34 protein-coding genes are annotated in these 24,776 nt (G+C 67.1%); 12 read left to right on the top strand and 22 right to left on the bottom strand.

Annotation, left to right across the window (positions count from 1 at the left end; translation table 11 throughout):
* Positions 1 to 39: 39 nt before the first annotated feature.
* The 3 genes from C7K55_RS04540 to C7K55_RS04530 are packed head-to-tail and all read left to right on the top strand — an operon-like array spanning position 40 to position 1,408.
* Positions 40 to 678, top strand: coding sequence for an SOS response-associated peptidase (locus tag C7K55_RS04540; protein WP_106502242.1), 639 nt, complete (start codon positions 40 to 42; stop codon positions 676 to 678).
* A complete protein-coding gene (locus C7K55_RS04535) occupies positions 675 to 920 on the top strand; it encodes a Nif11-like leader peptide family RiPP precursor (protein WP_106502241.1) in 246 nt (81 codons plus the stop codon). Before C7K55_RS04540 ends, C7K55_RS04535 begins: the two co-directional genes overlap by 4 nt.
* Positions 920 to 1,408, top strand: coding sequence for a DUF427 domain-containing protein (locus C7K55_RS04530; RefSeq protein WP_106502240.1), 489 nt, complete (start codon positions 920 to 922; stop codon positions 1,406 to 1,408). Before C7K55_RS04535 ends, C7K55_RS04530 begins: the two co-directional genes overlap by 1 nt.
* Here the strand turns inward: C7K55_RS04530 and C7K55_RS04525 are convergent.
* From C7K55_RS04525 to C7K55_RS04495, 7 genes are all read right to left on the bottom strand, one after another.
* Positions 1,374 to 2,393, bottom strand: coding sequence for a mechanosensitive ion channel family protein (locus tag C7K55_RS04525; RefSeq protein ID WP_106502239.1), 1,020 nt, complete (start codon positions 2,391 to 2,393; stop codon positions 1,374 to 1,376). The genes C7K55_RS04530 and C7K55_RS04525 overlap by 35 nt on opposite strands.
* On the bottom strand, positions 2,390 to 3,493 hold the full coding sequence (gene ribD / locus C7K55_RS04520) for a bifunctional diaminohydroxyphosphoribosylaminopyrimidine deaminase/5-amino-6-(5-phosphoribosylamino)uracil reductase RibD (RefSeq protein WP_241518175.1): 1,104 nt from the start codon (positions 3,491 to 3,493) through the stop codon (positions 2,390 to 2,392). The genes C7K55_RS04525 and ribD overlap by 4 nt, the downstream gene beginning before the upstream one ends.
* A gap of 7 nt (positions 3,494 to 3,500) precedes the next feature.
* On the bottom strand, positions 3,501 to 3,998 hold the full coding sequence (locus C7K55_RS04515) for a DUF3122 domain-containing protein (RefSeq protein WP_106502238.1): 498 nt from the start codon (positions 3,996 to 3,998) through the stop codon (positions 3,501 to 3,503).
* Positions 3,995 to 6,496, bottom strand: a complete 2,502-nt coding sequence (locus C7K55_RS04510) for a GH116 family glycosyl hydrolase (RefSeq protein ID WP_106502237.1) — start codon at positions 6,494 to 6,496, stop codon at positions 3,995 to 3,997. Before C7K55_RS04510 ends, C7K55_RS04515 begins: the two co-directional genes overlap by 4 nt.
* Positions 6,497 to 6,639: 143 nt before the next feature.
* Entirely contained in the window at positions 6,640 to 7,044 is a 405-nt protein-coding gene (locus C7K55_RS04505) for a PIN domain nuclease (protein WP_106502236.1), read from the bottom strand.
* Positions 7,041 to 7,271 (bottom strand): hypothetical protein, encoded by a 231-nt coding sequence (locus C7K55_RS04500; protein WP_106502235.1) that lies wholly within the window; start codon positions 7,269 to 7,271, stop codon positions 7,041 to 7,043. Before C7K55_RS04500 ends, C7K55_RS04505 begins: the two co-directional genes overlap by 4 nt.
* 85 nt (positions 7,272 to 7,356) lie before the next feature.
* Positions 7,357 to 7,602 carry a hypothetical protein gene (locus tag C7K55_RS04495; RefSeq protein WP_193486144.1) on the bottom strand — a complete coding sequence of 82 codons (246 nt, stop codon included), beginning with the start codon at positions 7,600 to 7,602 and terminating at the stop codon, positions 7,357 to 7,359.
* 70 nt (positions 7,603 to 7,672) lie between these two features.
* On the opposite strand from C7K55_RS04495, the gene cbiE reads away from it, so the two are divergent.
* Positions 7,673 to 8,953: a precorrin-6y C5,15-methyltransferase (decarboxylating) subunit CbiE gene (gene cbiE, locus C7K55_RS04490; protein WP_106502233.1), complete on the top strand. Its 1,281-nt coding sequence runs from the start codon at positions 7,673 to 7,675 to the stop codon at positions 8,951 to 8,953.
* Here the strand turns inward: cbiE and C7K55_RS04485 are convergent.
* From C7K55_RS04485 to pheS, 4 genes are read right to left on the bottom strand one after another with little or no spacing between them, the layout of a single operon-like run.
* Positions 8,916 to 9,407 carry a DUF192 domain-containing protein gene (locus C7K55_RS04485; RefSeq protein WP_106502232.1) on the bottom strand — a complete coding sequence of 164 codons (492 nt, stop codon included), beginning with the start codon at positions 9,405 to 9,407 and terminating at the stop codon, positions 8,916 to 8,918. The two genes, cbiE and C7K55_RS04485, sit on opposite strands and share 38 nt — an antisense overlap.
* Positions 9,404 to 10,075, bottom strand: coding sequence for a response regulator transcription factor (locus C7K55_RS04480; protein ID WP_106502231.1), 672 nt, complete (start codon positions 10,073 to 10,075; stop codon positions 9,404 to 9,406). The genes C7K55_RS04485 and C7K55_RS04480 overlap by 4 nt, the downstream gene beginning before the upstream one ends.
* Complete coding sequence (locus tag C7K55_RS04475) at positions 10,072 to 10,989, bottom strand: NAD(+) kinase (protein ID WP_106502380.1); 918 nt, start codon at positions 10,987 to 10,989, stop codon at positions 10,072 to 10,074. Before C7K55_RS04475 ends, C7K55_RS04480 begins: the two co-directional genes overlap by 4 nt.
* Positions 10,990 to 11,044: 55 nt before the next feature.
* Positions 11,045 to 12,052, bottom strand: coding sequence for a phenylalanine--tRNA ligase subunit alpha (gene pheS / locus C7K55_RS04470; RefSeq protein WP_106502230.1), 1,008 nt, complete (start codon positions 12,050 to 12,052; stop codon positions 11,045 to 11,047).
* A gap of 72 nt (positions 12,053 to 12,124) precedes the next feature.
* Here pheS and surE point away from each other — a divergent pair, with 72 nt between their 5' ends.
* Positions 12,125 to 12,910 carry a 5'/3'-nucleotidase SurE gene (surE, locus tag C7K55_RS04465; RefSeq protein ID WP_106502229.1) on the top strand — a complete coding sequence of 262 codons (786 nt, stop codon included), beginning with the start codon at positions 12,125 to 12,127 and terminating at the stop codon, positions 12,908 to 12,910.
* An 11-nt stretch (positions 12,911 to 12,921) separates the two neighbouring features.
* Here surE and C7K55_RS04460 read toward each other — a convergent pair whose 3' ends face one another.
* Positions 12,922 to 13,503, bottom strand: coding sequence for a DUF3611 family protein (locus tag C7K55_RS04460; RefSeq protein WP_106502228.1), 582 nt, complete (start codon positions 13,501 to 13,503; stop codon positions 12,922 to 12,924).
* A gap of 77 nt (positions 13,504 to 13,580) precedes the next feature.
* Between C7K55_RS04460 and C7K55_RS04455 the strand changes: the two genes are divergently transcribed.
* The 5 genes from C7K55_RS04455 (at position 13,581) to C7K55_RS13690 (ending at position 17,189) form a co-directional block, all read left to right on the top strand.
* On the top strand, positions 13,581 to 14,564 hold the full coding sequence (locus tag C7K55_RS04455) for a bifunctional riboflavin kinase/FAD synthetase (RefSeq protein ID WP_106502227.1): 984 nt from the start codon (positions 13,581 to 13,583) through the stop codon (positions 14,562 to 14,564).
* A 77-nt stretch (positions 14,565 to 14,641) separates the two neighbouring features.
* The gene (locus tag C7K55_RS04450) at positions 14,642 to 15,721 is read left to right on the top strand and encodes a thiamine phosphate synthase (RefSeq protein WP_106502379.1); all 1,080 of its coding nucleotides are present in this window, start codon (positions 14,642 to 14,644) and stop codon (positions 15,719 to 15,721) included.
* The gene (gene thiS / locus C7K55_RS04445) at positions 15,721 to 15,924 is read left to right on the top strand and encodes a sulfur carrier protein ThiS (protein WP_241518189.1); all 204 of its coding nucleotides are present in this window, start codon (positions 15,721 to 15,723) and stop codon (positions 15,922 to 15,924) included. The genes C7K55_RS04450 and thiS overlap by 1 nt, the downstream gene beginning before the upstream one ends.
* Positions 15,925 to 16,006: 82 nt before the next feature.
* Entirely contained in the window at positions 16,007 to 16,924 is a 918-nt protein-coding gene (locus tag C7K55_RS04440; protein ID WP_241518188.1) for a DUF1517 domain-containing protein, read from the top strand.
* A gap of 106 nt (positions 16,925 to 17,030) precedes the next feature.
* Entirely contained in the window at positions 17,031 to 17,189 is a 159-nt protein-coding gene (locus C7K55_RS13690; protein ID WP_193486141.1) for a hypothetical protein, read from the top strand.
* Here C7K55_RS13690 and larB read toward each other — a convergent pair.
* The 4 genes from larB to C7K55_RS04420 all read right to left on the bottom strand — a co-directional run bounded on the left by larB (position 17,163) and on the right by C7K55_RS04420 (position 19,396).
* Positions 17,163 to 17,876 (bottom strand): nickel pincer cofactor biosynthesis protein LarB, encoded by a 714-nt coding sequence (gene larB / locus C7K55_RS04435; protein ID WP_106502224.1) that lies wholly within the window; start codon positions 17,874 to 17,876, stop codon positions 17,163 to 17,165. The two genes, C7K55_RS13690 and larB, sit on opposite strands and share 27 nt — an antisense overlap.
* A gap of 106 nt (positions 17,877 to 17,982) precedes the next feature.
* Entirely contained in the window at positions 17,983 to 18,375 is a 393-nt protein-coding gene (locus C7K55_RS04430; RefSeq protein WP_106502223.1) for a TIGR03792 family protein, read from the bottom strand.
* Between the two features lie 56 nt (positions 18,376 to 18,431).
* Positions 18,432 to 18,917, bottom strand: coding sequence for a 2-C-methyl-D-erythritol 2,4-cyclodiphosphate synthase (ispF, locus tag C7K55_RS04425; protein ID WP_106502222.1), 486 nt, complete (start codon positions 18,915 to 18,917; stop codon positions 18,432 to 18,434).
* A 59-nt stretch (positions 18,918 to 18,976) separates the two neighbouring features.
* A complete protein-coding gene (locus C7K55_RS04420; protein WP_106502221.1) occupies positions 18,977 to 19,396 on the bottom strand; it encodes an NfeD family protein in 420 nt (139 codons plus the stop codon).
* Between the two features lie 75 nt (positions 19,397 to 19,471).
* Here C7K55_RS04420 and C7K55_RS04415 point away from each other — a divergent pair, with 75 nt between their 5' ends.
* Positions 19,472 to 20,353 carry an SPFH domain-containing protein gene (locus C7K55_RS04415; RefSeq protein WP_106502220.1) on the top strand — a complete coding sequence of 294 codons (882 nt, stop codon included), beginning with the start codon at positions 19,472 to 19,474 and terminating at the stop codon, positions 20,351 to 20,353.
* Here the strand turns inward: C7K55_RS04415 and C7K55_RS04410 are convergent.
* From C7K55_RS04410 to budA, 6 genes are read right to left on the bottom strand one after another with little or no spacing between them, the layout of a single operon-like run.
* A complete protein-coding gene (locus C7K55_RS04410; RefSeq protein ID WP_106502219.1) occupies positions 20,344 to 20,727 on the bottom strand; it encodes a heavy metal-binding domain-containing protein in 384 nt (127 codons plus the stop codon). The two genes, C7K55_RS04415 and C7K55_RS04410, sit on opposite strands and share 10 nt — an antisense overlap.
* Positions 20,728 to 20,768: 41 nt before the next feature.
* Entirely contained in the window at positions 20,769 to 21,470 is a 702-nt protein-coding gene (trmD, locus tag C7K55_RS04405; RefSeq protein ID WP_106502218.1) for a tRNA (guanosine(37)-N1)-methyltransferase TrmD, read from the bottom strand.
* Positions 21,471 to 21,474: 4 nt separating this feature from the next.
* Positions 21,475 to 21,978, bottom strand: coding sequence for a phycobiliprotein lyase (locus C7K55_RS04400; protein ID WP_106502217.1), 504 nt, complete (start codon positions 21,976 to 21,978; stop codon positions 21,475 to 21,477).
* A 13-nt stretch (positions 21,979 to 21,991) separates the two neighbouring features.
* The gene (locus C7K55_RS04395) at positions 21,992 to 22,330 is read right to left on the bottom strand and encodes a PIN domain-containing protein (RefSeq protein ID WP_106502216.1); all 339 of its coding nucleotides are present in this window, start codon (positions 22,328 to 22,330) and stop codon (positions 21,992 to 21,994) included.
* Between the two features lie 36 nt (positions 22,331 to 22,366).
* Entirely contained in the window at positions 22,367 to 23,296 is a 930-nt protein-coding gene (gene era, locus C7K55_RS04390; RefSeq protein ID WP_106502215.1) for a GTPase Era, read from the bottom strand.
* Positions 23,297 to 23,322: 26 nt separating this feature from the next.
* Positions 23,323 to 24,201 (bottom strand): acetolactate decarboxylase, encoded by an 879-nt coding sequence (gene budA / locus C7K55_RS04385; protein ID WP_241518174.1) that lies wholly within the window; start codon positions 24,199 to 24,201, stop codon positions 23,323 to 23,325.
* Between the two features lie 34 nt (positions 24,202 to 24,235).
* Between budA and C7K55_RS04380 the strand changes: the two genes are divergently transcribed.
* Positions 24,236 to 24,760, top strand: coding sequence for a hypothetical protein (locus tag C7K55_RS04380; RefSeq protein WP_106502213.1), 525 nt, complete (start codon positions 24,236 to 24,238; stop codon positions 24,758 to 24,760).
* The last annotated feature ends 16 nt before the right edge of the window (positions 24,761 to 24,776 follow it).

Raw genomic sequence — 24,776 nt, 5'->3', positions numbered from 1 at the left:
CGGCGGGTTGGGAGAACCGAACGAGGACCCAATTCAGCTATGTGTGGTCGTTACTCCCTCTGCGCCGACTTCGATCGCCTGCAGCCCCGTTTGCAGGGTCCTCTGCCGCCCGGCCTGGCGGCCCACTACGCGCCCCGCGCGCAAGTGCTTCCCGGCGAACCCCTGCTGATCCAGCGCCAGGAAAATGGCCAGCTGCAGGTGGGGCTAGCCCTTTGGGGGCTGCTGCCCGACTGGGTCAAGGATCCCGCCACCGCCCACCGTTGCCTGCATGCCCGCGCTGAGACGGTGGCCTTCAAGCCCAGCTTTCGCGCCGCCTGGCGCCATCGCCGCTGCCTGATTCCTGCTGATGCTTTTTGGGAGCAGGGCCAGTGGCTGCGCCGCCGCGATGGCGATCTGTTTTGGCTTGCCGGCCTCTGGGAGCGTTGGATCGGCCCCGATGGCAGCGAGCTCGACAGCTGCTGCGTGCTCACCACCGCCCCCAATGCCCTAGTGGCGCCAATCCACCGGCGCATGCCGGTGGTGATTCCCAACGGCCTGGAGCAGGCCTGGCTCGAGCCCACCGATGGCCATGGCCTACGGGCCCTCGAACCGCTGCTGCTGCCCTGGGATGGGGGCGACTGGCAGGCCGATGGGGCAGCGATGGCGCTAGACCAACCGCAGTTGGAACTGGACCTGTGAGCCTCGAGCGCCTCGATGCCTTTTTGGCGCATGCCCGCCAATCGCCCCAGCTGGCGACCCAGTTGGCGGAGCCCTTGGAGCTGCAGGACTTCCTGGAGTTGGCCCGCGGCGCTGGCTATGCCCTTGAGGAGGCTGATGTGATCGCCGCGCAGCAGCGGCAGGAGTCCAGCCTCAGCGATGCGGAGCTGCAGGAGCGGGCTGGCGCTGAAGGCCGGCGGTTGCGCAATTTCATCTATTCCTGATGGCAGCCCCTGAGCAGGTAGGCGCCTACCCCCGCCCACCGGCCCTGGTTGAGAGCAGCCAGCTGGTGCGGGTTGAGGCTCTTGGCCAGCTTCTGGCCAAGAGCCGCCGCAGTTTGCGGGTGCTGGAAACCTTTCACCCACCCACCTACTACCTGCCGCCTGAGGCGGTGCGCCAGGAGCTGCTTTTGCCCAGCAGCGGAGCCAGTTTTTGCGAGTGGAAGGGGGTGGCGCGCTACTTCGATGTGGTGGTGGATGCGGGCGGACCGGCCGAGCGCCGGCTGCGGAGGGCGGTTTGGACCTACCCCGAACCCACCCAGGCCTTTGCTGCTTTGGCCGGTTGGTTTGCGGTGTACCCGGCCTTGATGGACGGTTGCTGGCTGGATGGTGAACCCGTGCAGCCCCAGCCTGGCGGCTTCTACGGTGGCTGGATCACATCCCAGGTGCAGGGGCCGTTCAAGGGTGATCCTTTGCATTCGGAGCTCGTATGAGCAGCCTGGTGGGGAAGGGCATCGAGCCACCGGCCTGCTCCACCACCTCGCCGATCAACAGCAGGGCTTGCTGCCGCAGGGCCCAGGCAGCGTGGATGTCGCTGCTGGCGGCGTAGCAGAGCAGGCGCAGCTGGAGGCTGGACTCGCCATAGCCAACGAAGTGGGCTAGCTGATCCTTGGCCGGGTCTACGCCGGGCAAGCTTGAGAGGCGCTGCTCCAGGTTTTGGGTGATCGTGGCGACGCGCTCCCGGTCGGAGAAGCTGAGGCCGAATTCGATCCAGATGCGGCGGTTGTCGATCTGGGCCAGATTCTGGATTGCTTGGCTGGTGAACACCCCATTCGGTACATAAATTCGCTGGCGTTCCGGATCGCGAAGCTCGGTGTAAAACCAGCCCACCTGCTCAACGGTGCCAAGCAAACTCAGGCCGGGCAGGTTGATGGTGTCTCCGAGCACGAAGGGGCGGTTGATGTAAAGGCTCAAGCCACTGAGGCCGTTTTCCACGATGGTGCGGGCGCCGAAACCCAGTGCCGCTGCTCCAAAGCCCCCTGCGGTGATCAGCACTCCCGCCGATACACCCAGCAGATCTAGGGCCATTACCAGCACCACCAGCAGGGCTGCTGTGGTCAGCAGCTTGTCGAGCACGTCGAACAGGAACAACTGGTCCTTGCTGGAGAGGTGTGGCAGCAACTGGGCGGCGTAGTGCTCGGCGCGCTGTTTGAGTTCGCCGCGCCAGCGCAGCAGGGTCCAAATCACGCCGATGGTGAGCAGCAGATTGCGCACCTCCAGGCCAGCCAGCCACCAGCCCGCACTGCTGAGCAACACCGTGCCCGCCAAGCTGACTCGCCCGCTGAGTAGCAGGGTTTGCCCCAGGGAGCCGCTGCGGCAGCGCCTGCCGAGCCGGCCCAGCAGCAGCCAGGTGCCCAGGGCCAGCAACACTCCCGCCAGGGGAATCTGCAGATCGAAGGGCAGGTTTGCGGCGATCATGGCTCCAGCTCCGCAGGTGAGCTGAGTTGCCAGAGCAGATCGCTCCCCTGGTGCCGGGGCGCTTGAGCCTGCCAGCTCCGCACCTGGGCCATAGATGTGAAACCCAGCTCACCAAGGGGGGTGCGGGCCGGCTGGCCGCCCATCAGCTTCGGGGCGATCACGGCGGCCAGCTCCTGCACGCAGCCTTCGGCTAAGGCGGCGGCTGCCAGTTCAGGTCCGCATTCCCAGAGCACCTGGTTGCAGCCCCGCAGCGCCAAGGCCTCCAGCAGCAGTCGGGGGCTGCAGCCCACTAGCTCCAGTCTGGGCACGCCGCGTTTTTCCAGGGCGGCGGCGGCCGCGGCTGGAGCCTCTGGCCCATGCACCACCAGGGTGGCGGCGGCGCTCTGATCCCAGAGCTTGGCCGCTGCAGGGAGCTCCAGGCGGCGGCTGAGCACCACCCGCAGCGGCTCGGGCTGGCGTTGGCCGCGGCTGGTGAGCAGGGGGTCGTCGGCGCGCACGGTGCCGCCGCCAACGATCACCGCATCGCAGCCGGCCCGTAGCTGGTGCACCCAAGCGCGGGCCTCGGGGCCACTGATCCACTGGCTGGCGCCATTGCTCAGGGCGGTGCGGCCATCGATGCCCATGGCCCACTTGAGGATGCCTAAGGGGCGGCCGCTGCTGATGCGGTGAATGAAGGCCCGGTTGAGGGCGCGGGCCTCGGCCTCGGCTACGCCGGTGATCACCTCGATGCCCGCGGCCCGCAGCTGGGCTAGGCCGCCCCCAGCCACCTGGGGGTTGGGATCGGCCATGGCCACCACCACCCGGGCGATGCCGGCGGCGATCACCGCCTGGCTGCAGGGGGGGGTGCGGCCTTGGTGGCAGCAGGGCTCCAGGGTCACCACCAGGGTGCCGCCGCGGGCTCGCTCGCCCGCCTGGGCCAGGGCGCCCACCTCGGCGTGGGGTTCGCCGGCCCGGGCGTGGTAGCCCTCCCCCACCAGCGAGCCGCCGGCATCGAGCACCACCGCACCTACCAGGGGGTTGGGGCTGGTGCGTCCGGCGCCCAGCTCAGCTAGCTGCAGGGCCCGTTGCATCCAGGGAAGCCAGGGCGCCGTGGAGGGCATCACTGGCTCATCCAGCAGCGCTGGGCAGGCTGCGCCATTCCGCCACCACAAATGGCGGCACCGGCAGCTCCACAAACACCCCCGGCAGCACCAGGCGCAGGGGCCGGTCTTGGCGTAGGTCGGCCAGCAGGGGGGCCAGATCAAACTCGGCGGCGGCGGCGCGGCCATCACCCGCCAGCTGGGGATTGGCCAGGGTCACATCGGCCAGCTCCCAGCGGAAGTGGCCGCTGCGCACCTGCAGAGATGTGGGGTGGTCTAGTCGCACCTTGCCGGGGTAGCCCACGATGCGCAGCTTCAGGGGGCCGCCAGGGGGGCCTTCGCGGTAAGCCACCACCTGCCAGCTCTGGTAGTCGAGGTCGCGCAGGCTCTCGAGGCTGCGCACCACCGGGGTGCCGTTTTCGTCGTTGTGGGCGTGCACCAGGGCCTGGGCCGGTGGTGTGGCCAGGCTCAGCCAGAGCCCTAGCGCCAGCAAGGGTGCCAGCAGCAGCGAAAGCAGGCTTTTCATGGTTGGCGCTCGGCGCCTGGAATCGCTTGCCAGTTGGTGTGGGTAGCCCACAGGGCCCAGATCGCCATGGCGCGCAGGTAGTGACAGGCCCGGAAGGTGTTCACGCCAGTGATCGCCTCGGGGGTGCGGAACTGCAGGCCGCCGCTGTACACCTGCTCCACCACGGCGCCGGTGATGGCAAAGGCCGTGCTGGTTTCTCCCATTAGGCGGTAGTAGGCCGCCAGGCCGAAGTTGATGCCGGTCCACACCTCAAGGGGATGGGTGCCGTTGGGATCGAGCGGGGTGCCATCGCGGCGCAGGCCATTGGCCACGCCGAGCCGGCCCCCCTGGAAACCCTCAAAGCACGACTCCTTAATCGCTTTGAGCGCACTGCTGGCGCGCTCATCAGCCACCACGGCGGGCAGTCCCAGCAGGCGGGCGTAGAAGTCGCCGCAGAGCTGGTCTGCCATCACCACCGGCGTGCCGCTCTCGGCATCGATTTTGTAAAACTCGCCGTTCCAGAGCAGCAGGTCGAAGTTGGCGCGCGACTGCTCCAGCCAGCCGCCCAGTTGGCGCTGTTCGCCGCTGGTGTCTAGCCCTAGCTCCAGTTGCAGCTGCTGGGCGATCGCTAGCCCCGCCTCCAGGGCGGCGATCCAGAGGGCGCCGCAGTAGGCGCTCACGCCCTTGAGCGGCCAGTCGTCGAAGGTTTGGTCGGGGGCGCCGCCGTTGTCGGGCAGGCCGTCGTTGTTGACGTCGAAAGTTTTGAGGTAGGTGAGGGCCTGGATAGCTGCCGGCCAGCACTCGGCCAGGAAGCCAAGGTCTGGGCCGTTGGGAGCGAGCTTGAAGGTGCGCCACACCTGCAGCACATAGTCGCTGGCCAGGTCTTTCCAGAGATTGCAGTCTTGATAGGCGGTGTAATTGGTGGCCTCAAAGGGCCGCTCGTTGGGGGCACCCAGGTCGTGGGGGGTGGCACCGGCCAATTTGCGGGCGGCCTCCACCCGGCCCTTGCCCTGGGTGAAATACCAGCCGATCGGCCGCAGCGTGGCGTCAGCGGCGGGGATGGCGCGGGCGAAGCTGCGCAGCACGGCCTTGTCGAGCTCGGGCCAGAGCTGCAGCAGGGCAAAGGAGCCGTAAAGCCGTACGTCCAGGCTTTCGTACCAGGCGTAGTCGAGGCACTCCAGCACTCCAAACTGACCCACCGGATCGCCTGCAGCAGCGGCGGTCCAGAGGCTGCCGCCACTGGCTAGGTCGTAGAGCTCGTTGAACAGGGCCATCCGCAGCGGTTCGGGCAGATCGCTGCGCTCCAGCACCGGCTTTTGCCAGGCCTCGATCTGGGCGCGCCAGTCGCGCCAGTCGCGAAGAGCCTCGGCGGCGATGGCGGCGGCGCTGGTGCCACTATCGCCGCCGGCCTCTCCGCCAAAAAAATCGCTGTAGCGGCGCAAGGCGCGGCTGCCGGTGGCGAAAGCCGTGACCGGCAGGTCCCAGCTGATCACCAGGGGAATCTCGATGCTGGCCCCCGGCTCCAGGCAGCACTTCACCGCCAGGGCGGCGCTGGCAGGGTCGCTATCGCCACTGCGGCGGTCGTTGTTGCTATCAGGAATCGAGCCGTCGCGGGCGAAGGGTTCCCATAGCTCGGCGCCACTGCCGCTGGGATCCCAACGGCTGCAGCGCTGCACTTCGAGGTGGTCGGCGGTGGCGATGCACCACTGGCCCTGGCCCTCGGCGAGGGGGGTGGCGCGCTCACCATCAAGCAGCACCCCCTTGAGCCCCGGGTGCTCAACCCAGGTGTTGCGGTGGCCCTTGCTGCGGCCGATCGCCGGCACGTAGTTGTGCTCCGGGCTGCCGTCATCTCGAAACGTGACTGCTGCTGAGGGATCGGTGTTGGTGAACCAGCCCGTGGTGTTGCGCCAGCTCAGCAGCAGGGAGAGGTCGAGGGGGCGGTTGGTGGGGTTGGTGAGGGTCCAGACGAACACCGCCACCGGGTAGCTGGTGCGCTGGTAGTCGCCCGGCAGGATCGGACTGAAGGCTTCGCAGCTCACCTCGGCTTGGAACACACCCGTGTACTGGGTGCTGCTGATCGGGTAGCGGGCGGCATAGGTGCCGGTGCGCTCCTTGTCGCTACTGGCGGGATACCAGCTCCAGGCGCTCAGGGGTTCGCCGGCTGCGGGCCTGGAGGCATCGACCTCTGGCTTCACCGCTAGGGCATGGGCGCGGCTCTGGTCGCCGTCGCTTTCAAACAGGGCGAACTGGCAGTCGGGCAAGTTGCCAAACCAGTGCTCGCCGCCATCGAGGTGCCAAAGGTTGAAGGAGCCATCGGGGGCGCGGCCGATGCAGCCGGCGCCGAAGCCCCCCAAGGGCATGCCGTGGTTGGGACCGTCGTCGAGGTTGCTGGCATAACGCACCATGTAGGGCTGCTCCCAACCCAGGCCAAAGGGCCGGCTCCAGCTACTGCTGCCAGCGGTGGGAGCCCCGTTGCCCTTCAGCAGCGATGTGAGGGCTGAAAGGCCGAAGCGCGCCATGGGGCCAGAAAAGGTGCGTCCAGCTTGTCAGAGGTTGTTGGCGGCTGGGACTGGGCTTCCTGCAGGGGCTCTAACAGAAGTGGTGTGTGCAGAAGATGGCAGAAAGATGCGATGGCTAGATGAACGTAAAGGCTTCGAATGGGTCAGGCAGGGCGTTCAAGGCGCTGCAGGCGCAGCTCACTCACCGAGGCGATGGCTTCGAAATCGGCATCGAAACTCACCAACACTGCGTTGTGGTGCAGAGCCACGGCGGCCACTAGGAGGTCGAGGCTGAGAACCGTCTGACCGATCTGGCGGCAGGCCTGGCCCAGGTCGATCGCCCGCTGCCACAGATCTACAGGGGTGGAGAGCGTGGGCAGGGTGTCGAACTGGGCTATCAGTTGGCGGGTTTCGTCTGGACGGGCTGAACGCAGCATCTCAAAACGCACCGGTTCCGCCAGGTGGGCCTCAGGGTCGAGCACGAAGGGCGCGATGAACTGTTTGAGGGGGGCCGGGCTCCGGGTACGGGTGAAGTCGACCCACAGGCTGGTGTCGAGCAGCAGGGTCATGCAGCGAACTCCTGGTTCCGTTGGCGCTCGCGCTCTTGGTCGGACTCGAAGCTCTCCAGCTCGACGCCCCACTCGCCGCTGAGGAATCGCTGAGCGATCTGGGCGCGACGGTGCTGCTGCAGGGCCTCCTCCATCAGGCGGCGGATGGCGGGCCCCTTCTTGCGCTCGCCGGTGAGCTCCAGGATTTCGGTCATCTCAGTATCCGAAAGTTCAACGGTCACTTTCATGGTTTCAGCTACCTCGAGTCCGACCCTGAGAGCAGTTTAAGCGGATTTTGGTGTTGGACTGGTGATCGGGATTGAGCAGAGCCGATCAGTAGGCCTGGTTCGCTGGCGCCTGGAATCCCCCGTTCACCTCCTGATCCACCAGGGCGTCGAGGGTCACGGCCGAGCGCACTAGGGCCTGATAGCGCTGCACCACGCGGCGGTTGCGCTCGATCCAATTGCCGGGATCGCTGCTAGGCAGGCCCGTGCCGTCGCCGGCGAGCAGCTCCAGGTCTTTTTGCTGGGCTAGCAGGGCCAGCACCAGGTCGTGGATGCGCTGGCGGCGGTCGCTCACGGCTGGGTCCGGTGGCACAGGCCGGCCATCATGGCTGCAGTGACCGTGGGGCGCCCTGGCTCAGCAGGCCGTGTTGGAGGTGGTCGGCACCGATGCCGGGGGGGTGGCTGCGCTGCCGGCCCCCAGCCTCGCCTTGGTGCGAGCTGCCCAGCTGCTGCTTGCCCCCCAGCGCTTGCTGGCGGAGCTTGGCCCCTGGTGGCAGGAGGAACAGGGGGCCGGCCGCATCCCGGCGGGGAACCCCTGCCCCCAGCTCCTGGCCAGCGATCGGCCCGAGCAGATTTTCGGCCCGCTGGAGCAGGCCCTGGCGACGGGCCGGCCGGCGGTGCTGCTCGCTAGTGGCGACCCGCTTTGGTTTGGCATCGGTCGCCTGCTGCTGCAGCGCTTTCCAGCCGCCCAGCTGCGCTTTCATCCCGCCCCCTGCTCCTTGCAGCTGGCCTTTGCCCGCCTCGGCCGCCCCTGGCAGGACGCCAGCTGGATCAGCCTGCACGGCCGCGACCCCGAACCCCTGGCCGCCGCCCTGCGGAAGCGACCGCCTGCCCTGGCGGTGCTCACCGACCCGGGCCGCGGCGGCGCCGAGGAGGTGCGGCGGATCCTGGCGGCCTCTGGCCTGGAGGCGGCCTATGCCTTCTGGCTGTGTGAGCGCCTGGGCCATCCGGCGGAGCGGATGCAGCGGCTGGTCCCCGGGGCACCCCTGCCGCCCGACTTGGATCCGCTGCACCTAGTGCTGCTGATCGCTGAGCCGCCGGCGCCCCCGGCTGATCCCGCCGCCCTCCCCCTGTTTGGCCTTGAAGACGGCCTGTTCCTCCAGCACGACGACCGCCCCGGCTTGATGACCAAGCGGGAGGTGCGCATTCAGCTGCTGGCCGATCTGGAGCTGCCCGAGTGCGGCGTGATCTGGGATATCGGCGCCGGCGTGGGTTCGGTGGGGCTCGAGGCGCTGCGGCTGCGGCCTGGCCTGGCGCTCTGGGCCCTGGAGGCCCGCGGCGGCTCTGCAGCTTTGATCGCAGCCAATGCCGAGCGGCTGGGGGTGCGTCCGGCGGGGATTCACGAGGGCCGGGCCCCCGAAGCCCTGGCGGAGCTGCCCGATCCGGATCGGGTGCTGATCGGCGGAGGTGGCCGCGAGCGCGCGGCGGTGCTGGCTGCGGTGCTGCAGCGGCTGCGGCCCAGCGGTGTGGTGGTGATCCCCCTGGCCACGCTGGAAGCCTTGGCGGAGTTGCGGCCGCTGCTGGAGCAGGCGGGCTGCCAGGTGGCGCTGGCCCAGCACCAGGCCTGGCGCGGTGCCCCCCTCGCCGATGGCACCCGCCTGGCGCCGCTTAATCCCGTGCTGGTGCTGACGGGGCGGCTGCCTTGATGGCCTCTAGCCGCACCGCCGTGCCCACCTGGATGCCCTGGGCTGCGGCCTGGCCGGCGGCAAGCTCCAGCACGCCGTCCACCTCCTGATCAGGGCCGTAGCTGCGGCAGGGCAGGTGCAGGCAGGGTTTGGTGTGGGCTTCGATCGCCACCACCCGGCCGCCCTGCACAAATAACATGTCGAGGGGTTCGGGGGTGCGGTGCATCCAGAAGCGCGCCAGAGACGGCGGGTTGTAGGGGAACCACATGCCCCGCAATGGCGCTAGCGCTGGCCGCAGCTGCAGTCCCTTGATTTGCTTTTCGGGGGTGTCGGCCACCTCCAGGGCGATGCAGCGATCAGGCGCCAGGCACCACCGGGCCGTGATCGGCAGCCATTGGGGCGGCGGCGGCGTGAAGCCGCACAGCAGGGCAGCCACTCCAGGCAGGGCTAGCACCCAGCCGCGTCTGGCGCTCATTCGCAGGTCTCCAGCTGGGGCAGCCGCTCGCTCAGGCAGTAGCCCTGACCGCGGATCGTGTGGATCAGCCGTCGTTCGCCGCCCTCCTCCAGCTTCTGGCGCAGGTAGCGCACATACACCTCAATCACGTTGCTGCTGCTGTTGCTGGCCTGCTCATCGTTCCATACCTGGCGCAGGATCAACTCCCGGCTCACCACAGTGCCCTTGCGCTCCAGCAGCAGCAGCAGCAGCTGGTATTCCCTGGCCGTCAGGCCCACGAGCCGCGCTCCCCGTTTCACTTGGCGGGTGCTGGGATTCAGCACCAGGTCCCCCACCTGCAGTAGCTGGGCCGGCACATTGGCGCTGCTTGTGAGATCTAGATGCAATCGCAGCCGCATCAGGAGGTCGCTGGGGCCGAGGCTCGAAAGCCAGAAGTCGTCTGCTCCTGAGCTGAGGCAGTGGACCCGCGCCTCCACCGTGTCGTCGCCCACATCCAGCAGCACGGGGATGGGGCCCCACTGCTCTCGCAGGGAGGCGATGCGGCCCGAATCGCCGCTGGAGAGCAGCACCGCATCTGGGGTTGCCCCAGCCGGCACAGGCTCCCTGCAGCACGAGTAGCCGGAAGCCTCGAGCCGTGGCGCCAGGGCCTCGGCCTCCGGGCCCAGCAGCAGGATGTGGGAATAGTTCATGGCGCCGTGCCGTTGCCGGGCTTGGCCACGTGGGGCAGGCCCCAACCCAATTTGTTGCGCAGCACCTGGAAAAACTCGTGGTTGGCCAGCCGCACAAAGCGCACGGGCTGCTCGCTGCGGCGCACCAGGATTCGATCCTCCGGCCAGATGTAACAACCAGCGCTGCCATCCACCACCATCATCAGTCGCTCGGGCGTGGCGGGAAACACCGTCACCGGCTCGCGGTCGCTGAACACCAGGGCGCGCGAGGCCAGCGAATGGGGCGCGATCGGCGTGAGTTGCAGCACCGGGCAGTCCGGGGTGATCACCGGTCCACCGGCGCTGAGGGCGTAGGCGGTGGAGCCGGTGGGGGTGGCAAGGATCACCCCGTCGGCGGCGATATCGACCGGCGCATGGCGGCCGATGGCGATTTCGAAGTGGCACATCGAGGTGAGCGGCTCGCGGTGCAAGGCCATTTCGTTGAGGCAGAGCACCTCCCAGCGCCGCTGCTCGCCGCGCATCACGCTGACGATCAGCATCGTGCGCTCCTCCACCGTCCACTCGCCGGAGAGCACCTGCTCCAGGGCCCCCTCCAGCTGGTGCAGGTAGGCCTCCGCCAGAAAGCCCAGATGGCCCGTATTGATGGTGAGGATCGGGATGCCAACCGGAGCCGTTTGACGGGCGGCTGAAAGCACGGTGCCGTCGCCGCCCAGCACCACCGCCAGGCTTAGATCCCGGTCGAAGCCGGCCGGCACGCAGGCCGCATAGCCCCGGGTGCGCAGGTGCTGGTCGGGGTTGGCGAAACCCACCATGCCGCCGGAGCTGCTAACCCGCACCACGCCATAGCCAGCCGCCGTAAAGCGCGCCTCGATGGTGTCGGCGGTGGACAGGGCGAGGTCCTTGCCGTCATTCACGATCAGTCCGACGCGGGGCACCGATCGGGAAGCGAGGGGCTGCCCGAGTTTATGGGGCTCCAATCAAACCGCCCAACTAAAACTGCTCCAGGAAGCGCAGGTCGCTGGTGTAGAGCCGGCGAATGTCGTCGATGCCGTGGCGCACCATGCAGAAGCGCTCGACGCCCAGGCCAGCGGCGAAGCCGCTCCAGCGCTCTGGATCGAGGCCCATACCGGTGAGCACGGCGGGGTCGACCATGCCGCAGCCCATCACCTCCAGCCAGCGGCCACGCCACTGCACATCCACCTCGGCGCTGGGTTCGGTGAAGGGGAAGTAGCTGGCCCGAAAGCGCACTGGCAGGTCGCCGAAAAACTGCTGCAGAAAGGCCGTGACGGTGCCGCGCAGGTGGCTGAAGTCCAACCCCTCATCAATCGCCAGGACCTCCACCTGGTGGAACACGGGCGAGTGGGTGGCATCCACGGCGTCGCGGCGATACACCCGCCCTGGGGCGATCACCCGCACTGGCGGTGGGTTGTTCTCCAGGTAGCGGATCTGCACCGGCGAGGTGTGGGTGCGTAGCAGTTGGCTATCGCCCAGATAAAAGGTGTCCTGCATGTCCCGGGCGGGGTGATGCTCGGGGATGTTGAGGGCCGTGAAGTTGTAGTAATCGCTCTCGATCTCAGGCCCCTCCGATACCCGATATCCCAGGCCGGCAAAGATGTCGACGATCTCCTCGATCGTGCTGATTAAGGGGTGGCGGTGGCCAGGCGGCGTGAAGCTGCAGGCCGCAGTTACGTCAATGGTTTCGCCGGCGAGACGCTCGGCCATGGCTGCGCTTTTCACTGCCGTAAGCCGCTCGCCAAGGAGCGCCTGCACCTGCTCTTTGAGCACGTTGGCCCTTTGGCCGATCAGGGGCCGCTCATCGCCAGGCAGCTTGCCCATAGCGCCAAGCACGCCAGAAAGGCGCCCCTTCTTGCCGAGCAGTCCCACGCGAAGTTCTTCCAGTTCAGCAGCGGTGCTGGCGGTGGAGATCTCTGCTGCAGCCTGGCTTTCCAGCGCCTGGAGCTGGTCGGTGAGCTGCTGCAGGGAAACGGTGGCGCTCACGGCAGGGGCAGAGGGATTACTGACTGTAAGGAGCCGCCCCAGTTACCTTGCGGCTAAATGGCGTTAGGCCCGATGGCACCGCTCAAGATCCTGATCAGCAACGACGACGGGGTCTTCGCTGAAGGCATTCGAACTCTGGCCAATGCGGCCCTGGCCCGCGGCCACCAGGTGAGTGTGGTGTGTCCTGACCAGGAGCGCTCCGCTACGGGCCACGGTCTCACCCTGCAGACCCCAATACGGGCGGAGCGGGCTGATGAGTTGTTCGATGATGGCGTCCAGGCCTGGGCCTGCAGCGGCACCCCCTCGGACTGCGTCAAGCTGGCCCTGTTTTCCTTGCTGGATGAGTGGCCGGATCTGGTGCTCTCCGGCATCAACCACGGCCCCAACCTGGGCACAGATGTGCTGTATTCCGGCACGGTGAGTGCGGCGATGGAGGGCACGATTGAAGGCCTCCCCGCCCTGGCAGTAAGTAGTGCCGACTTTCAATGGCGCCAATTTGCGCCAGCGGCACGCCTCGCCCTCGATGTGGCTGAGCGGATGCTGGCGGAGGGTTGGCCCAGCAACATGTTGCTCAATCTCAATGTGCCGCCCCGGCCAGCTGAGGCGATTGGAGAGCTGCGCTGGTGTAATTCAGCGGTGCGTCGCTACACCGACCAGTTCGAGCAGCGGGTAGACCCCCGCGGCCGCAGCTACTACTGGCTGGCGGGGGAGGTGGTCAACGATCTGGAGGCTCAGGTGTCGGGGCCGGCGGCCTGGCCCACCGATGTGGCCCAGATCAATGCCGGTGGTGTCTCCCTGACGCCGCTCCAACCGGATATTTTTTGGCGCGGCCGCACGGCTGATCTGCCGGTTTGGTGAGCGGCCTTTAATCAGGCTGTGCGGTAAACCCGCTGCAGCAGCCAGAGGCTGATCCAGAGCCCGATCAGATGGGCAAACAGCACCTGGGTGTTGCCCAGCACGGCCAACATCTCGATCGAGGTGATCGGTAGACCGATCACTCGCCCAGCCACGCCAGGGGTTGCCTGGATCTGGGCACCAAAGAAGCCTGGCACCTGTTGGGAGGCCTGCACAAACAGGCTGCCGGCCAGCGACTGATAGCCCAGCACCGCCAGGGTGATGCCGGCCAGGTCGGCCAGCACGCCCCGCTTGATCAGCCGCGAGGTTTCACCCTTGCTGGGCCGCACCGGCGAATTGAGGGCCCGGCCGCAGCGCACCACCAGCCAGCTCTGCCAGATGCACCAGAGCAGCAGCAGGAAGGCGATGGTGGTGAGCGAGATGCCAGGCCCCAGGCCGAGGGCGCGGGCTGAATTGGCCGCCAGGCGGCCGCCGATGTTGTTGAAAAGCAGCACCCCAACCACCACCACCCCCAGCACCACCTGGGACCAGAGCCGAATCCAGCCCAGGCGCCGCAATGCCGCGGCGATTAGCTGCAGGTCGAGGCGGTCAGCCATTCAGCCATCCAGATGGGTGAACCAAAGGTGCCATGGGAGGATCGATTTGGCTCCCGTTGCCTTTGGGTTCCGTAGCGTTGATACCCCTGCGATCCCCCCAGGAGGCCCTGCGCCCCACGGCCATCGCCCTCGGCAGCTTTGATGGCCTGCATCAGGGCCATCGCCGCGTCATCGCGGCAGTAACTGCTGCGGCTGGCAACGAAGCGGCGGCGATTCCCACGGTGGTGAGCTTTTGGCCCCATCCCCGCGAGGTGCTGCACGGCGAGGCGCGCTTGCGGCTCGACCTGCCCGCTGAAAAGCTGCATCTGCTGGAGCCCCTGGGCATTGAGCAGCTGGTGCTGGTGCCCTTCAGCCGGGAGCTTGCCGCTCTCAGCCCCGAGGCCTTCGTGGAGCAGGTGCTGGTGGGCCAGCTGGCGGCCCAGCGGGTCGCCGTGGGTGACAACTTCCGCTTCGGGGCCGGCCGCAGCGGCGACAGTCAGGCCCTGGCGGTGATTGGTGCCCGTCACGGCATCGAGGTGGAGGTGCTGCCGATGCTCTGGGATGGCGAGGAGCGGGTGAGCAGCAGCCGCATCCGCCGGGCCCTAGGGGCCGGAGATCTGGCGGAGGCCCGCCGCTTGCTGGAGCGTCCCTATCGCTTCAGTGGGCTGGTGGTGCGTGGCCGCGGGCTTGGTAAGCAACTCGGTTGGCCCACCGCCAACCTGCAGGTGGATGGCCGCAAGTTTTTGCCGCTGGAGGGGGTTTATGCAGCCATGGCATCGGTGGCCGGCGGCCCGATGCTGCCGGCGGTGATGAACCTCGGCCCCCAGCCCACGGTGGATCCCACCGCCCCTTCGGCGGTGGAGGTGCACCTGCTCGATCGACAGCTGGAGCTTGAGGGATTGGAGCTGGTGGTGGAGCCGCTGCAACTGCTGCGCCGCCAGCAAACCTTCGCCAGCTTTGAGCAGCTCGCAGCCCAGATTGCCGCCGATGCCCAGCTGGCCCGCGCCTTAAGCGCCGGGATAGGCGTGGGTGAGGCCCCAGCCAATGAAGGTTGCGATCCCGCCGAGCAGCAGAATCCCTGAAATCAGCACCAGCATCGGGCTGTCGGAATTGGCCCGATTTGGATTGCCTGGCTCGCCTGCCATTGGCCCATTGTGTGATGGATCCCACCCTAGACAGCTCCTCCAGCCCAGCTCGCGACCGGCTGCTCGATGCCAACCTCGATCGGGCTCGGGAGGGCTTGCGGGTGCTGGAAGATTGGGCCCGCTTTGGCCTCGATCGGGGCGATTTGGTGGTGCGCACCAAGGACATGCGCCAGCGGCTCGGCCGGTTGCATCGCGATGCCTACAAATTTGCGCGCCACACCGCTACCGATCCGGCCGCGGGCCTCGGCCATCCGGCCCAAGCGGAGCGATCCAGCCCCAGCGCCGTGGTGGGTGCCAACGCCGGCCGGGTGCAGGAGGCTTTGCGGGTGCTGGAGGAATTTGGGCGCAGCAGCGATCCCCTGCTGGCTGAGGAGGCCTCAGCTCTGCGCTATCTGCTCTACGACCTGGAAGTGGATTTGTTGCAGGCCTGTCGGCTGGCCGCTGCGGGCGGGGCGGGCCGCCGAGAGCTGCTGGCTAGCTGCCGCCTTTATTTAGTTACCTCGCCAGTGCCAAACCTGGAGTGGGTGGTGGCCGCCGCCCTGGGGGCCGGGGTACGCCTGGTGCAATACCGCGCCAAGGAGGCCGCCGGTCTCAATGACCTGCAAAAACTCAGCCAGGCCCGGGCCCTGCGCCAACTCTGCGCCGCCCATGGCGCCCTGTTTTTGGTGAATGATCGAATTGATATTGCCCTGGCGGTGGAGGCCGATGGGGTGCACTTGGGCCAGGGGGATCTGCCGCCGGCGGTGGCGCGCCAGCTGCTGGGCCCCGATCGGTTAATTGGCCGCAGCACCCATGCCCTGGACCAGCTGCAGCAGGCGGTCAGCGATGGCTGCGACTACCTCGGAGTCGGCCCGGTGGAGGCCACCCCCACCAAGCCCGGCCGGGAGCCGGTGGGGCTCGATTACGTGCGCCAGGCCGCGGCGGCTAGTCCGATCCCCTTCTTTGCCATCGGCGGGCTGGAGGCCAGCAAGGTGGCTGCGGTGCGGGCTGCTGGAGCCCAGCGGATTGCGGTGGTGCGGGCGATCACCGAGGCGGTTGATCCGGCTGCCGCCACCGCCGAGCTGCTGGCAGCACTAGAGGCGCCGGCTCTGTGATCACCCTGCAGGTAAACGGCGATCAGCGAGTTTGCTCAGACGGGCTCAATTTGGAGCAGGCCCTGCTGGAGCTGGGCTATCAACCCCGCTTGGTGGTGGTGGAGTTCAACGGCACGATTTTGGCCAGACAGCTCTGGCCCGCCCAGCCGGTGGTGGAATCCGATGTGCTTGAGGTGGTCACCATTGTGGGCGGTGGTTCCTAGATTTCGACCAATTGCTTTCAGCGCCTTGGCGCTTTCAACCCGTTTGGTTTTGCGGCGCTGTTTCAGCTTGTTGGCTGTGCCGATGTTGGCCCTGAGCCTGTTGGTGGTGCACCCCAGCCCCAGCTGGGCCGCCAGTGGCGGCCGCATCGGTGGCGGCAGCTTCCGCTCGGCCCCCTCGATGCCGAGGAGCTATGGCGGTGGTGGCTACGGAGGTGGTGGTGGATACAACAGCGGCTACCGCGGTGGCTACGGGGGAGGGGGTATCGGCTTTCCCTTCCTGATTCCAATGTTTGGTTTCGGTGGTGGCGGCCTGTTCGGTTTTCTTGTGCTGATGGCCGTGGGAGGTCTGTTGCTCAACGCGGTGCGAGGTGGCGGTGGTGGCGGCCAGGGGCCAGCAATTTCTGGCAGCCGCGGCGATCTGGTGGGCGGCGGCCGCCCCGATGGCCCCGTCACGATCAGCCAGCTGCAGGTTGGGCTGCTGGCATCGGCCCGCCAGCTTCAAACCGATCTGCGCCGTCTAGCTGGCAGCGCTGACACCAGCCATGCGGCGGGCCTCCAAGCCCTGCTTCAAGAGACCACCTTGGCCCTGCTGCGCCACCCCGACCTCTGGGTCTATGCCAATTCAGAGGTGGGTCAGGTGCCTTTTGCTAGTGCCGAATCCACCTTCAATCGCCTCTCGATGACGGAGCGCAGCAAGTTGCAGCGTGAGGTCACCACCAATGTGGGCGGCAAGCGCTTTAGCGATGACAGCGTGGCTGCGGGAGATAGCGATGCCAGTAGCGATTTCATCGCCGTCACCCTGCTGGTGGCAAGCCGCAGCCGGCTTGCTCTCAAGGGTTCGGGCAGTGCGGACCAGGTGCGTGATTCGCTGCAGCAGCTCGGCGCCGTCGGTGCCGCTGATCTGTTGGCGATCGAGGTGATCTGGCAGCCTGAAGGGGCCGGTGAAGTGCTGAGCACCGAAGAATTGCTGACGGCCTACCCCCAGCTTCAACACCTCTAGGACTGTTGTCCTGGTTCGAGTCCCAAACGGCGAGGGGAGATCGTTGCTTGTCCCCTTGCCCCTGCCTGGCTAGCTACCCACACTGCGCTGAGTGCCGGCTGTTTTCATGCTGCGTCGCTCGCCAACCTGGGTCAATACAGCGGTGCTGCTGCAGGCTATCGAGCGCTACGAGCAGGGACTTTTGCCCCGCTCGATGCAGCTCTGGATCCAAGCGTTGCTCGAGATTGAGCAGCCAGGTTCAACTCCCCTGCGTCCAGGCTGCTGAGCGCCCAGGCCCGCAGCCCAGGATCCGCAGGGCTGCCATGGCGGCGCCATAACCGTTGTCGATGTTGACCACCGTGAGCCCGGGGGCGCAACTCGCCAACATGCCGTGCAGGGCGGCGACGCCACCGGCACTTACGCCGTAGCCCACCGCCACGGGCACTCCAATCACCGGCTGGGGCAGCAGCCCGGCCAGCACGGTGGGCAGGGCTCCCTCCATGCCAGCGCAGGCGATCAGCACATCGGCATGACGCAGGTCTTCGAGGCGCTCCAGCAGCCGGTGCAGCCCCGCCACGCCCACATCCAGCACCAGCTCGGTGGCGATGCCATGGCAGGCCAGGGCCAGCTGGGCCTCGGCCGCCACCGGTAAATCGCTGGTGCCGCCGCTTAGCACCGCTACCCGACCAAGCCTTGATTCTGGGCTTGGTAGGAGCCCGGCGCTGAGACAGCGGGCCTGGGGATGGTGCTGCAGAAGCCAGGCCTCCCCTCGCTCCCGCCCTAGCAGTGCTGCCACGGCTTCAGCCTTCTCAGGGGAGACGCGGGTCACAAGCGCCAGCTCTCCTGCCCTATGCAGCTCCTCCAGGATCCGGGCGATCTGCTCGGCACTTTTGTGCTCGCCCCAGATGGCCTCCACCATCCCCAGCCGCTGGCGGCGGCCGAGGTCGAGCCGATGTTCCGGGCTGCTTTTCATTGCCGCTCCCACACCATCTCCACCAATGTCGGTGTTTCCCAGAGGCTGGCCCTCTCTTCGGCATGGCTGCCGAGCACGTAGGTGGCCTGGTCTGCGCTGATGCGGCTCATGCCGGCAGCAGCTCACCTTCAAACACCAGCGGGAAGGGGTTACCTTGCGATTGGCCGGTGGCCGCCTGGGCCAGCTGCTCGAAGCGCTCCTGCACCGCCTGCACCGCTTGCGGCGCAATCGCCTTCCAGTGCTCGCGATCGACCCACCGGATCAGCAGGGTGCCCTCCTCGGTGACGGGATCCCAGAGCAGCTGGCGATCGAGGAAGCCCTCCTGCTGGGCCAGCCATGGTTCCCAGCTGCCCCGTTCCGCCTCAAGCCAGGCCTGGCGGCCCTCGGCAGGCACCTTCAGGCGCAGGTGTTCCACCACCACCACGTCGTAGGAGCCATCGGGCTCGGCAAAGGCCGCGTGCACCGGGCTGGCTTGGCTGGAGAGCAGCACCAGGGTCATCCCTAGAAGCAATATTGATCTCACAAACTTAGAAAAGCTGGACTGCCAGAGGCGGCTCACGGCTTTTGCAGCAGGACCACGGCGTGGCAGGAGATGCCCTCTTCGCGGCCTTCAGGCCCCAGCTGCTCGTTGGTGGTGGCTTTGACACCCACCTGATCGGCTGTCAGCCCCATGCGGGAGGCGATTGCAGAACACATCGCGGCGATGTGGGGCTTGAGCTTGGGCCGCTCGGCCACTAGCACTGAATCCACATTCACCACGCTCCAACCCCGCTCCATCACCAGGGCCACCACCTGCTCCAGCAGCTCCAGGCTGTCGGCCCCCTGCCACTGCGGGTCGTCCGGCGGGAAATAGAGGCCGATGTCACCCAGGGAAAGGGCCCCCAGTAGGGCGTCCATGATTGCGTGCACCAGCACGTCGGCATCGCTGTGGCCATCAAGCCCCAGGCCGGCGGGATGCTCCAGGCGCTGGCCGCCCAGGATCAGCGCCCGACCGGGCACCAGCCGGTGGATGTCGTAGCCGTTGCCGATGCGCAGTTGCATGGAGTGGGGGTGCTTGGTCCCAGTCTCACCTAGGGCTGTATCTAAACCAAGACCCAATCTCACCCAGGCCCCAGCACTTGCAGCTGATTGCCTTCGCGGCCCAGCACGGTCACGGTCGCACCCGGGCTGAGGGCTTGGCTGCTGCCCAGGTTGACGGCGCTCCAGCTTTGGCCGTGCCAGCGCACCCGACCGGTATCGCTGCCGTTGAAGCCACTCAGCACCGTGGCATTTTCCGCTGGCGGCAGGCTGCGGTGGCGCTGCCGTGCCGACCAGCGCCGCAGACCCAACACCCCCAGGCCGGTGAGGCCCGCCAGTAGCCCTAGCTGCAGCAGGGGCGGCAGGGGTAACCAGGCCGTCGCCACTGACAACACCAGAGCCACCACCGCCGCCGGCAGCAGGCCATCCACCTCAGCACCCGCTAGGGCAAGCAGCAGCAGGCCGGTGGCCAGCAGCAGACAGAGGAGCGACACGGGAGCCATGGCGGCGCGGCGGGCGTGGGTGGTTCGGCCCGCCCATGCTGACTAGCGTTGGCATCTCCTGCTCGGATTCCCGCCGTGGAAGCTCTGCTCTCCCTGCCCGCCTTGGTGCTGATGGCCCTGCTGGGCGTTAGCAGCGTCAAGGTCACCAGCGGCGGCCAGTCGCGTCTGGTGGAGCGCCTTGGCAAATACGACCGCCAGCTGCAGCCGGGCCTGTCGCTTGTGCTGCCGGTGCTGGAGAAGGTGGTGAGCCATGAATCACTTAAGGAGCGGGTGCTCGATATCCCGCCCCAGCAGTGCATCACCCGCGACAACGTCGGCATCGAGGTGGATGCGGTTGTTTATTGGCAGCTGCTGGAGCACGCCCGCGCTTACTACGCCGTCGACAACCTGCAGGCGGCCATGGTGAATCTGGTGCTGACCCAGATCCGCGCCGAGATGGGCAAGCTCGACCTTGACCAAACCTTCACCACCCGCCAGGAGGTGAATGAGGTGCTGATGAAGGAGCTGGATCAGGCCACCGATCCCTGGGGCGTGAAGGTGACGCGGGTGGAACTACGCGATATCCAGCCCTCCCGGGGCGTGCAGCAGGCGATGGAGCAGCAGATGACGGCTGAGCGGGAGAAGCGGGCGGCGATCCTGCGTTCGGAAGGGGAGCGCGACTCCCAGGTGAATGCGGCCCGGGGCCGGGCGGAGGCCCTGCTGCTGGATGCCGAAGCCCAGGCCAAGCAGCAGACCCTGCTGGCCCAGGCCAGGGCCGATGCGGCCAGTCGGCTGGCGGAGGCGATGCAGGCCAACCCCCAGGCCGCCGAGGCGATGCGTTTGCTGCTGGCCGGCGACTGGATGGCCATGGGCGAGCAGATGGCCCATGCGCCTGGAGGCAGTGTGCTGATGGTGGATCCCCAGAGTCCGGCAGCCCTACTCACGGCGTTGCGGGGTCTGCAGCAGGGTCAGGGTTGAGGTGGCAGAGGCGGCGGTGGTAGGCCCCTATCCCCAGAAGCCCAATCCCCAGCAGCCTCGAGCCTTACGGCAGTGCCGATGGCGCAAGCCATCAACATTCCACCCGCCTGTCCCAGCACCTCGTAGTCCACCCGCACCCCCACAACCGCATCGGCTCCCAGCAATCGAGCGCGCCTGCCTAGTTCCTGCAGTGCCATCTCCCGGGCCCGCTCAAGAGTGACCTCATAGGACCTAGCCCGCCCGCCGATTAGGTCGCGGATTGAGGCCAGGATGTCGCGAAAGATATTGGCGCCCAAAATGGTCTCGCCGTGCACCAGGCCCAGGTAGTGCCGTATCGGCTGGCCTTCAAGGCTGGAGGTGGTGCTGAGCAGCATCGGTGTTAAGGCAACCGGAGGCTGAGCCCAGTTTGCTGTTTCTACTGCTGGAGTTGCTGCTGCGCCTGCCAGCGCCCGAATAAATCCGGCCGGCGTTCGGCGGTGCGCTGCTGCTGCTGCTCAAAGCGCCAGCGGGCGATGGCGCCATGGTCGCCGCTGCGCAGCACCGCCGGCACCTCCAGCTCCCGGAAGTTGGCGGGACGGGTGTAGTGGGGATGCTCGAGCAGTAGGGCGCTGTGGCTCTCCTCCTCGAGGCAGGCCTGGGTACCCACGGTGCCGGGCAGCAGCCGCACTACACCGTTGATGATCACCGCCGCCGGCAGCTCGCCGCCGGTGAGCACAAAGTCGCCGATCGACACCTCCTCATCAGCTAGGGAGCGGATGCGTTCATCGAATCCTTCGTAGTGGCCGCAGATCAGCACCAGCTGGTCGTAGCCGCTAGCCCAGCGGCGCAGATTGCTCTGCTGCAGGGGCTTGCCCTGGGGGCTCATCAGCAGCACCCGCCGCCGCAGCAGCACCGGGATCGCCTCCACCGCCGCAAATACCGGCTCTGGTTTGAGCACCATGCCGGCGCCGCCGCCGTAGGGCTCGTCGTCGACTTTGCGGTATTTGTCGGTGGCGAAATCACGGGGGTTGTGGGTGTGGAGCCCGGCGATGCCGGCAGCAAAGGCCCGGCCGATCACCCCCAGGCCCAGCAGTGGAGCAAAGGCCTCCGGTGCCAGGCTCACCACATCAAGGCGCATCAGCTCAGCTCGCGGGCACGGAGGGCCGGCTCACCCGGCGGATCTCGGAGCTGAAGCTGGCTCGGCCGGGGCTGCCATCAGCGCTGGTTTCCACCGTGGAGCGCAGCCTCAGATTGGGCTTGGTGAACCAGATCCGCTCGCGCACCTCCCGGCCATCACCTGTGATCACCAGCTCCAGGCTGCCGTCGGGCCAGAGCTGCCAGCGGCCCTGCTGCTCGCCGCTGCGGAAGCCACCTTCGGCGTCGAAGTGCAGCTGCTGCAGGGCCACCGCATCTTTCTGGCCCACTTGCAGGCCGCCCGCCCCACCAGCTGTCTCGGCCTCGAGAAAGGCCACCACCAGCTCGCCGCGGTCGCTTGTGTGCCAGCCGTCGTCGTCGTCATCGCCGGCACTTACCTCGCCGAGGGCGAACTGGCTGCGCAGGCCCATCCATTCGCCGGCGCAACAGCGCAGAAAGGCTCCGATTTCTTCGGGAGGAAATGGGGCGGTGTTGGGTCTGGGCTCGCTCATGGGCGTGATTCTCTCAGCCGCCTGCCCCGCCGTCGCCCATCCAGATCACCTGGTGGCCCTGCTGCTTCAGTCCGTCACGCATTTGAGCAGCGTCGACGACTAATCCAGGTTTGCCGAGGGAGGTTTTGATCGCCACTTCCCAGAGGCTCACCACGCTGTACAGCATGGGCAAGCGGCGGTCCATGAGGGTGCCACGCAACGTTGCCGGTAGGCGCTCAGGGGCGATGGCCAGCCAGAGCAGCAGCTCGGCTTTGAGGTCGCAGTCCAGAACCTCAGACCCCTGAAGAAAGCCGAGCGCTTGCTCGACATACCGGGAGAGATTGGTTTTGGCGTCGTGGAGGTTGACTTGCATTGCTTCGGCTTAGCCGGTAAGGCGGCTAAGCAGGTGTTACTCCCCCCGGTAGCCCAGTTCGCTCAAGCGCGCGGCGCTGCGGCGCCAATTGGGCACCACCTTCACGAACAGCTCCAGATACACCGGCCCGTCGATCAATTTCTGCATCTGCTGGCGGGCGCCGCTGCCGATCTCCTTAAGCATGCGGCCCCCTTTTCCGATCAGGATTCCCTTCTGGCTGCTGCGCTCCACCAACACCGTGGCCAGCACGGCGGTGCGCGGCCCGTCGTCGACGATGCGCTCGATCTGCACCGCCACCGAGTGGGGAATCTCCTCGCGGGTTTGGTGCAACACCTGCTCGCGGATCAACTCCGCCAGGAGCAGCTGCTCGGGCTGATCGCTCACCGCATCAGGTGGGTATAGGTGGGGACCCTCCGGTAGGTCGGCTGCCAGAGCTGCCACCAACTCGCTGGTACCCGCGCCGTTCAAGGCGCTCACCGGATGCAGGGGCCAGCCCGGCACCAGCTCGCGGTAGCTCTGGGCTAGCTCCTCGGTCCGGGCCGGATCCACCAGGTCATTTTTGTTGAGGGCTAGGTGTACCGGTGCGCTGCAGTGCTGCAACATCTCCACGATGAAGCCATCGCCCCGGCCAGCCGGCTCGCTGCCATCCACCAGCAGCAGCACCACATCCACTTCCCCGATGGCGCGGCGGGCGCTCTGTACCAGTCGCTCCCCCAGCAGGTGGTGGGGCTTGTGGATACCCGGCGTATCTAGCAGCACCAGCTGGGCTGTTTCGGTGGTGAGGATCGCCCGCAGCCGGTTGCGGGTGGTTTGGGCAACGGGCGAGGTGATCGCCACCTTTTCGCCCACCAGCTGGTTGAGCAGGGTGGATTTACCCACGTTTGGCCGGCCGATCAGCGCCACGAAGCCGGAGCGAAAGCCTTCTGGGCTCGTGGGCAGGGCCGGGATGGTCGTGGGAAACTCCATATCACCAGCCTGGCAGCCGGCAGGCCTTAGAAGGATTTGGCTTCTGCCCGGGCCAGGGCTTCGCTGGGATCCCGGCTGAGGTCAGCCTCGAGGAAGTCGCGCGTCTGGGGCAGGGCCACCCGCAGCTCGGATTCCAGGTGCAGATCCACGGTCAACTGGCCCGCTTTCACGGCGCCGTTCTCGAGCACATGGCCTCCGCAATGGCGATCGTCGCTGAGGAAATGGAAGTGATAGCCAGGGATATTCAGGCTGCTGACGTAACTCGGCGACCAGAAGCCCACCAGGGTGCCGCTGAGGTTGTGGTGGTCGAACACGGTCTGGACTGCGGCGGCTGCCTCCAGTTCCGTGCCGGTCTCCACGGCGCTGACGGTTCGCACCTCGATGCGGTCCAGCATGCCGCGCACGCGGATGGCCATGAAGAGGTTGTCGCTCGGTCGCAACGCGTCGAGGCGGTTGCAAAGGTCTGCCCAGCTGGTCACCTGCTCGAACTGGTGCTGCTGGTCGCTGTGGAAATGGGTCACCACAAAAAAGGGCGTCAGTTCCTCGTCGGGGGCTCGGCTGAGGGAACCATCGGCCCGGGCTTGCCAGCATTCGCCCTCCAGCAGCACCCCTTCGCCATCTAGGTGATCGAAGGTGCCCAGGCCGAAATCGCCATGCCGGGCCAGCTCGCCTACCCGCAGGCAGCCCTGGGACACCCCTTCCACCACGGCCGTGGAGGTGGACAACTGCCAGAGGGTGTGGTGCTCCAGGTCGAGATAGTCGCTCAGAGCCGCTCGCAGCACGTGGCTGGCGCTTTCGCCCGTGCGACGGCAATGCGCCTCCAGGGCCCGGCGGTGTCCCTCGGGCAAGTGCAGCTCCATCGTGTGGCGGCGGCAGGACATCGAAGCGGGGCGGCGAACGCCCATAGGCTGCTTTGGTGTGCAACTTGTGTCTACAGCGATGACCCCAGCTCCTCGCCAACCCACCTTTCAGCAGGCCATGGAGATCACGGCCCAGTGGCTGGAGTTGTGGGAGCACGGCGAACTCAGTGATGAAGTACTTGCCGACCGGGTGGCTGAGCTGGTGGCTAGCCGCGATGGTGCCCGGGGCTTTTTTGTTGTGAGCCTGGCCGGCGACTGCCCGCTGATGGACCGCCTGCCCGAAACCCTGCTGCTCCAGCTGCGGCTGGCAGGCGAGGGCGTCGTCGATCTCTCGGCCCGCAACCTGGCCATGAGTACGGCGATGGCCCTGCACCATCAACGTGCTGGCGATTCCAGCCAGCAGGGGGCTTCGGAGCGGGTGCAAGCCCGCTGCACCGAACTGCTGCGGAGCCTTGAGCCTCAGGCCGTTAAGGAGCGGCTGGAAATCCTGCTGGCGGCTACCGCCGGGCAGGGAGAAGACGTCGCCTTCCTAGATCGCTGGGGCTACGACGCCGAGCAGCGGAGCTCGATCGCCGCTGCAGTCGAGGCGGTGGCTGAGGCTTGAAACGGGCCAAGATGAC

This window comes from Cyanobium usitatum str. Tous (assembly GCF_003011885.1).
GTDB lineage: Bacteria > Cyanobacteriota > Cyanobacteriia > PCC-6307 > Cyanobiaceae > Cyanobium_A > Cyanobium_A usitatum.
Note: the sequence above shows the minus strand (reverse complement) of the source record. Positions and strands in the feature narration are given on the sequence as shown.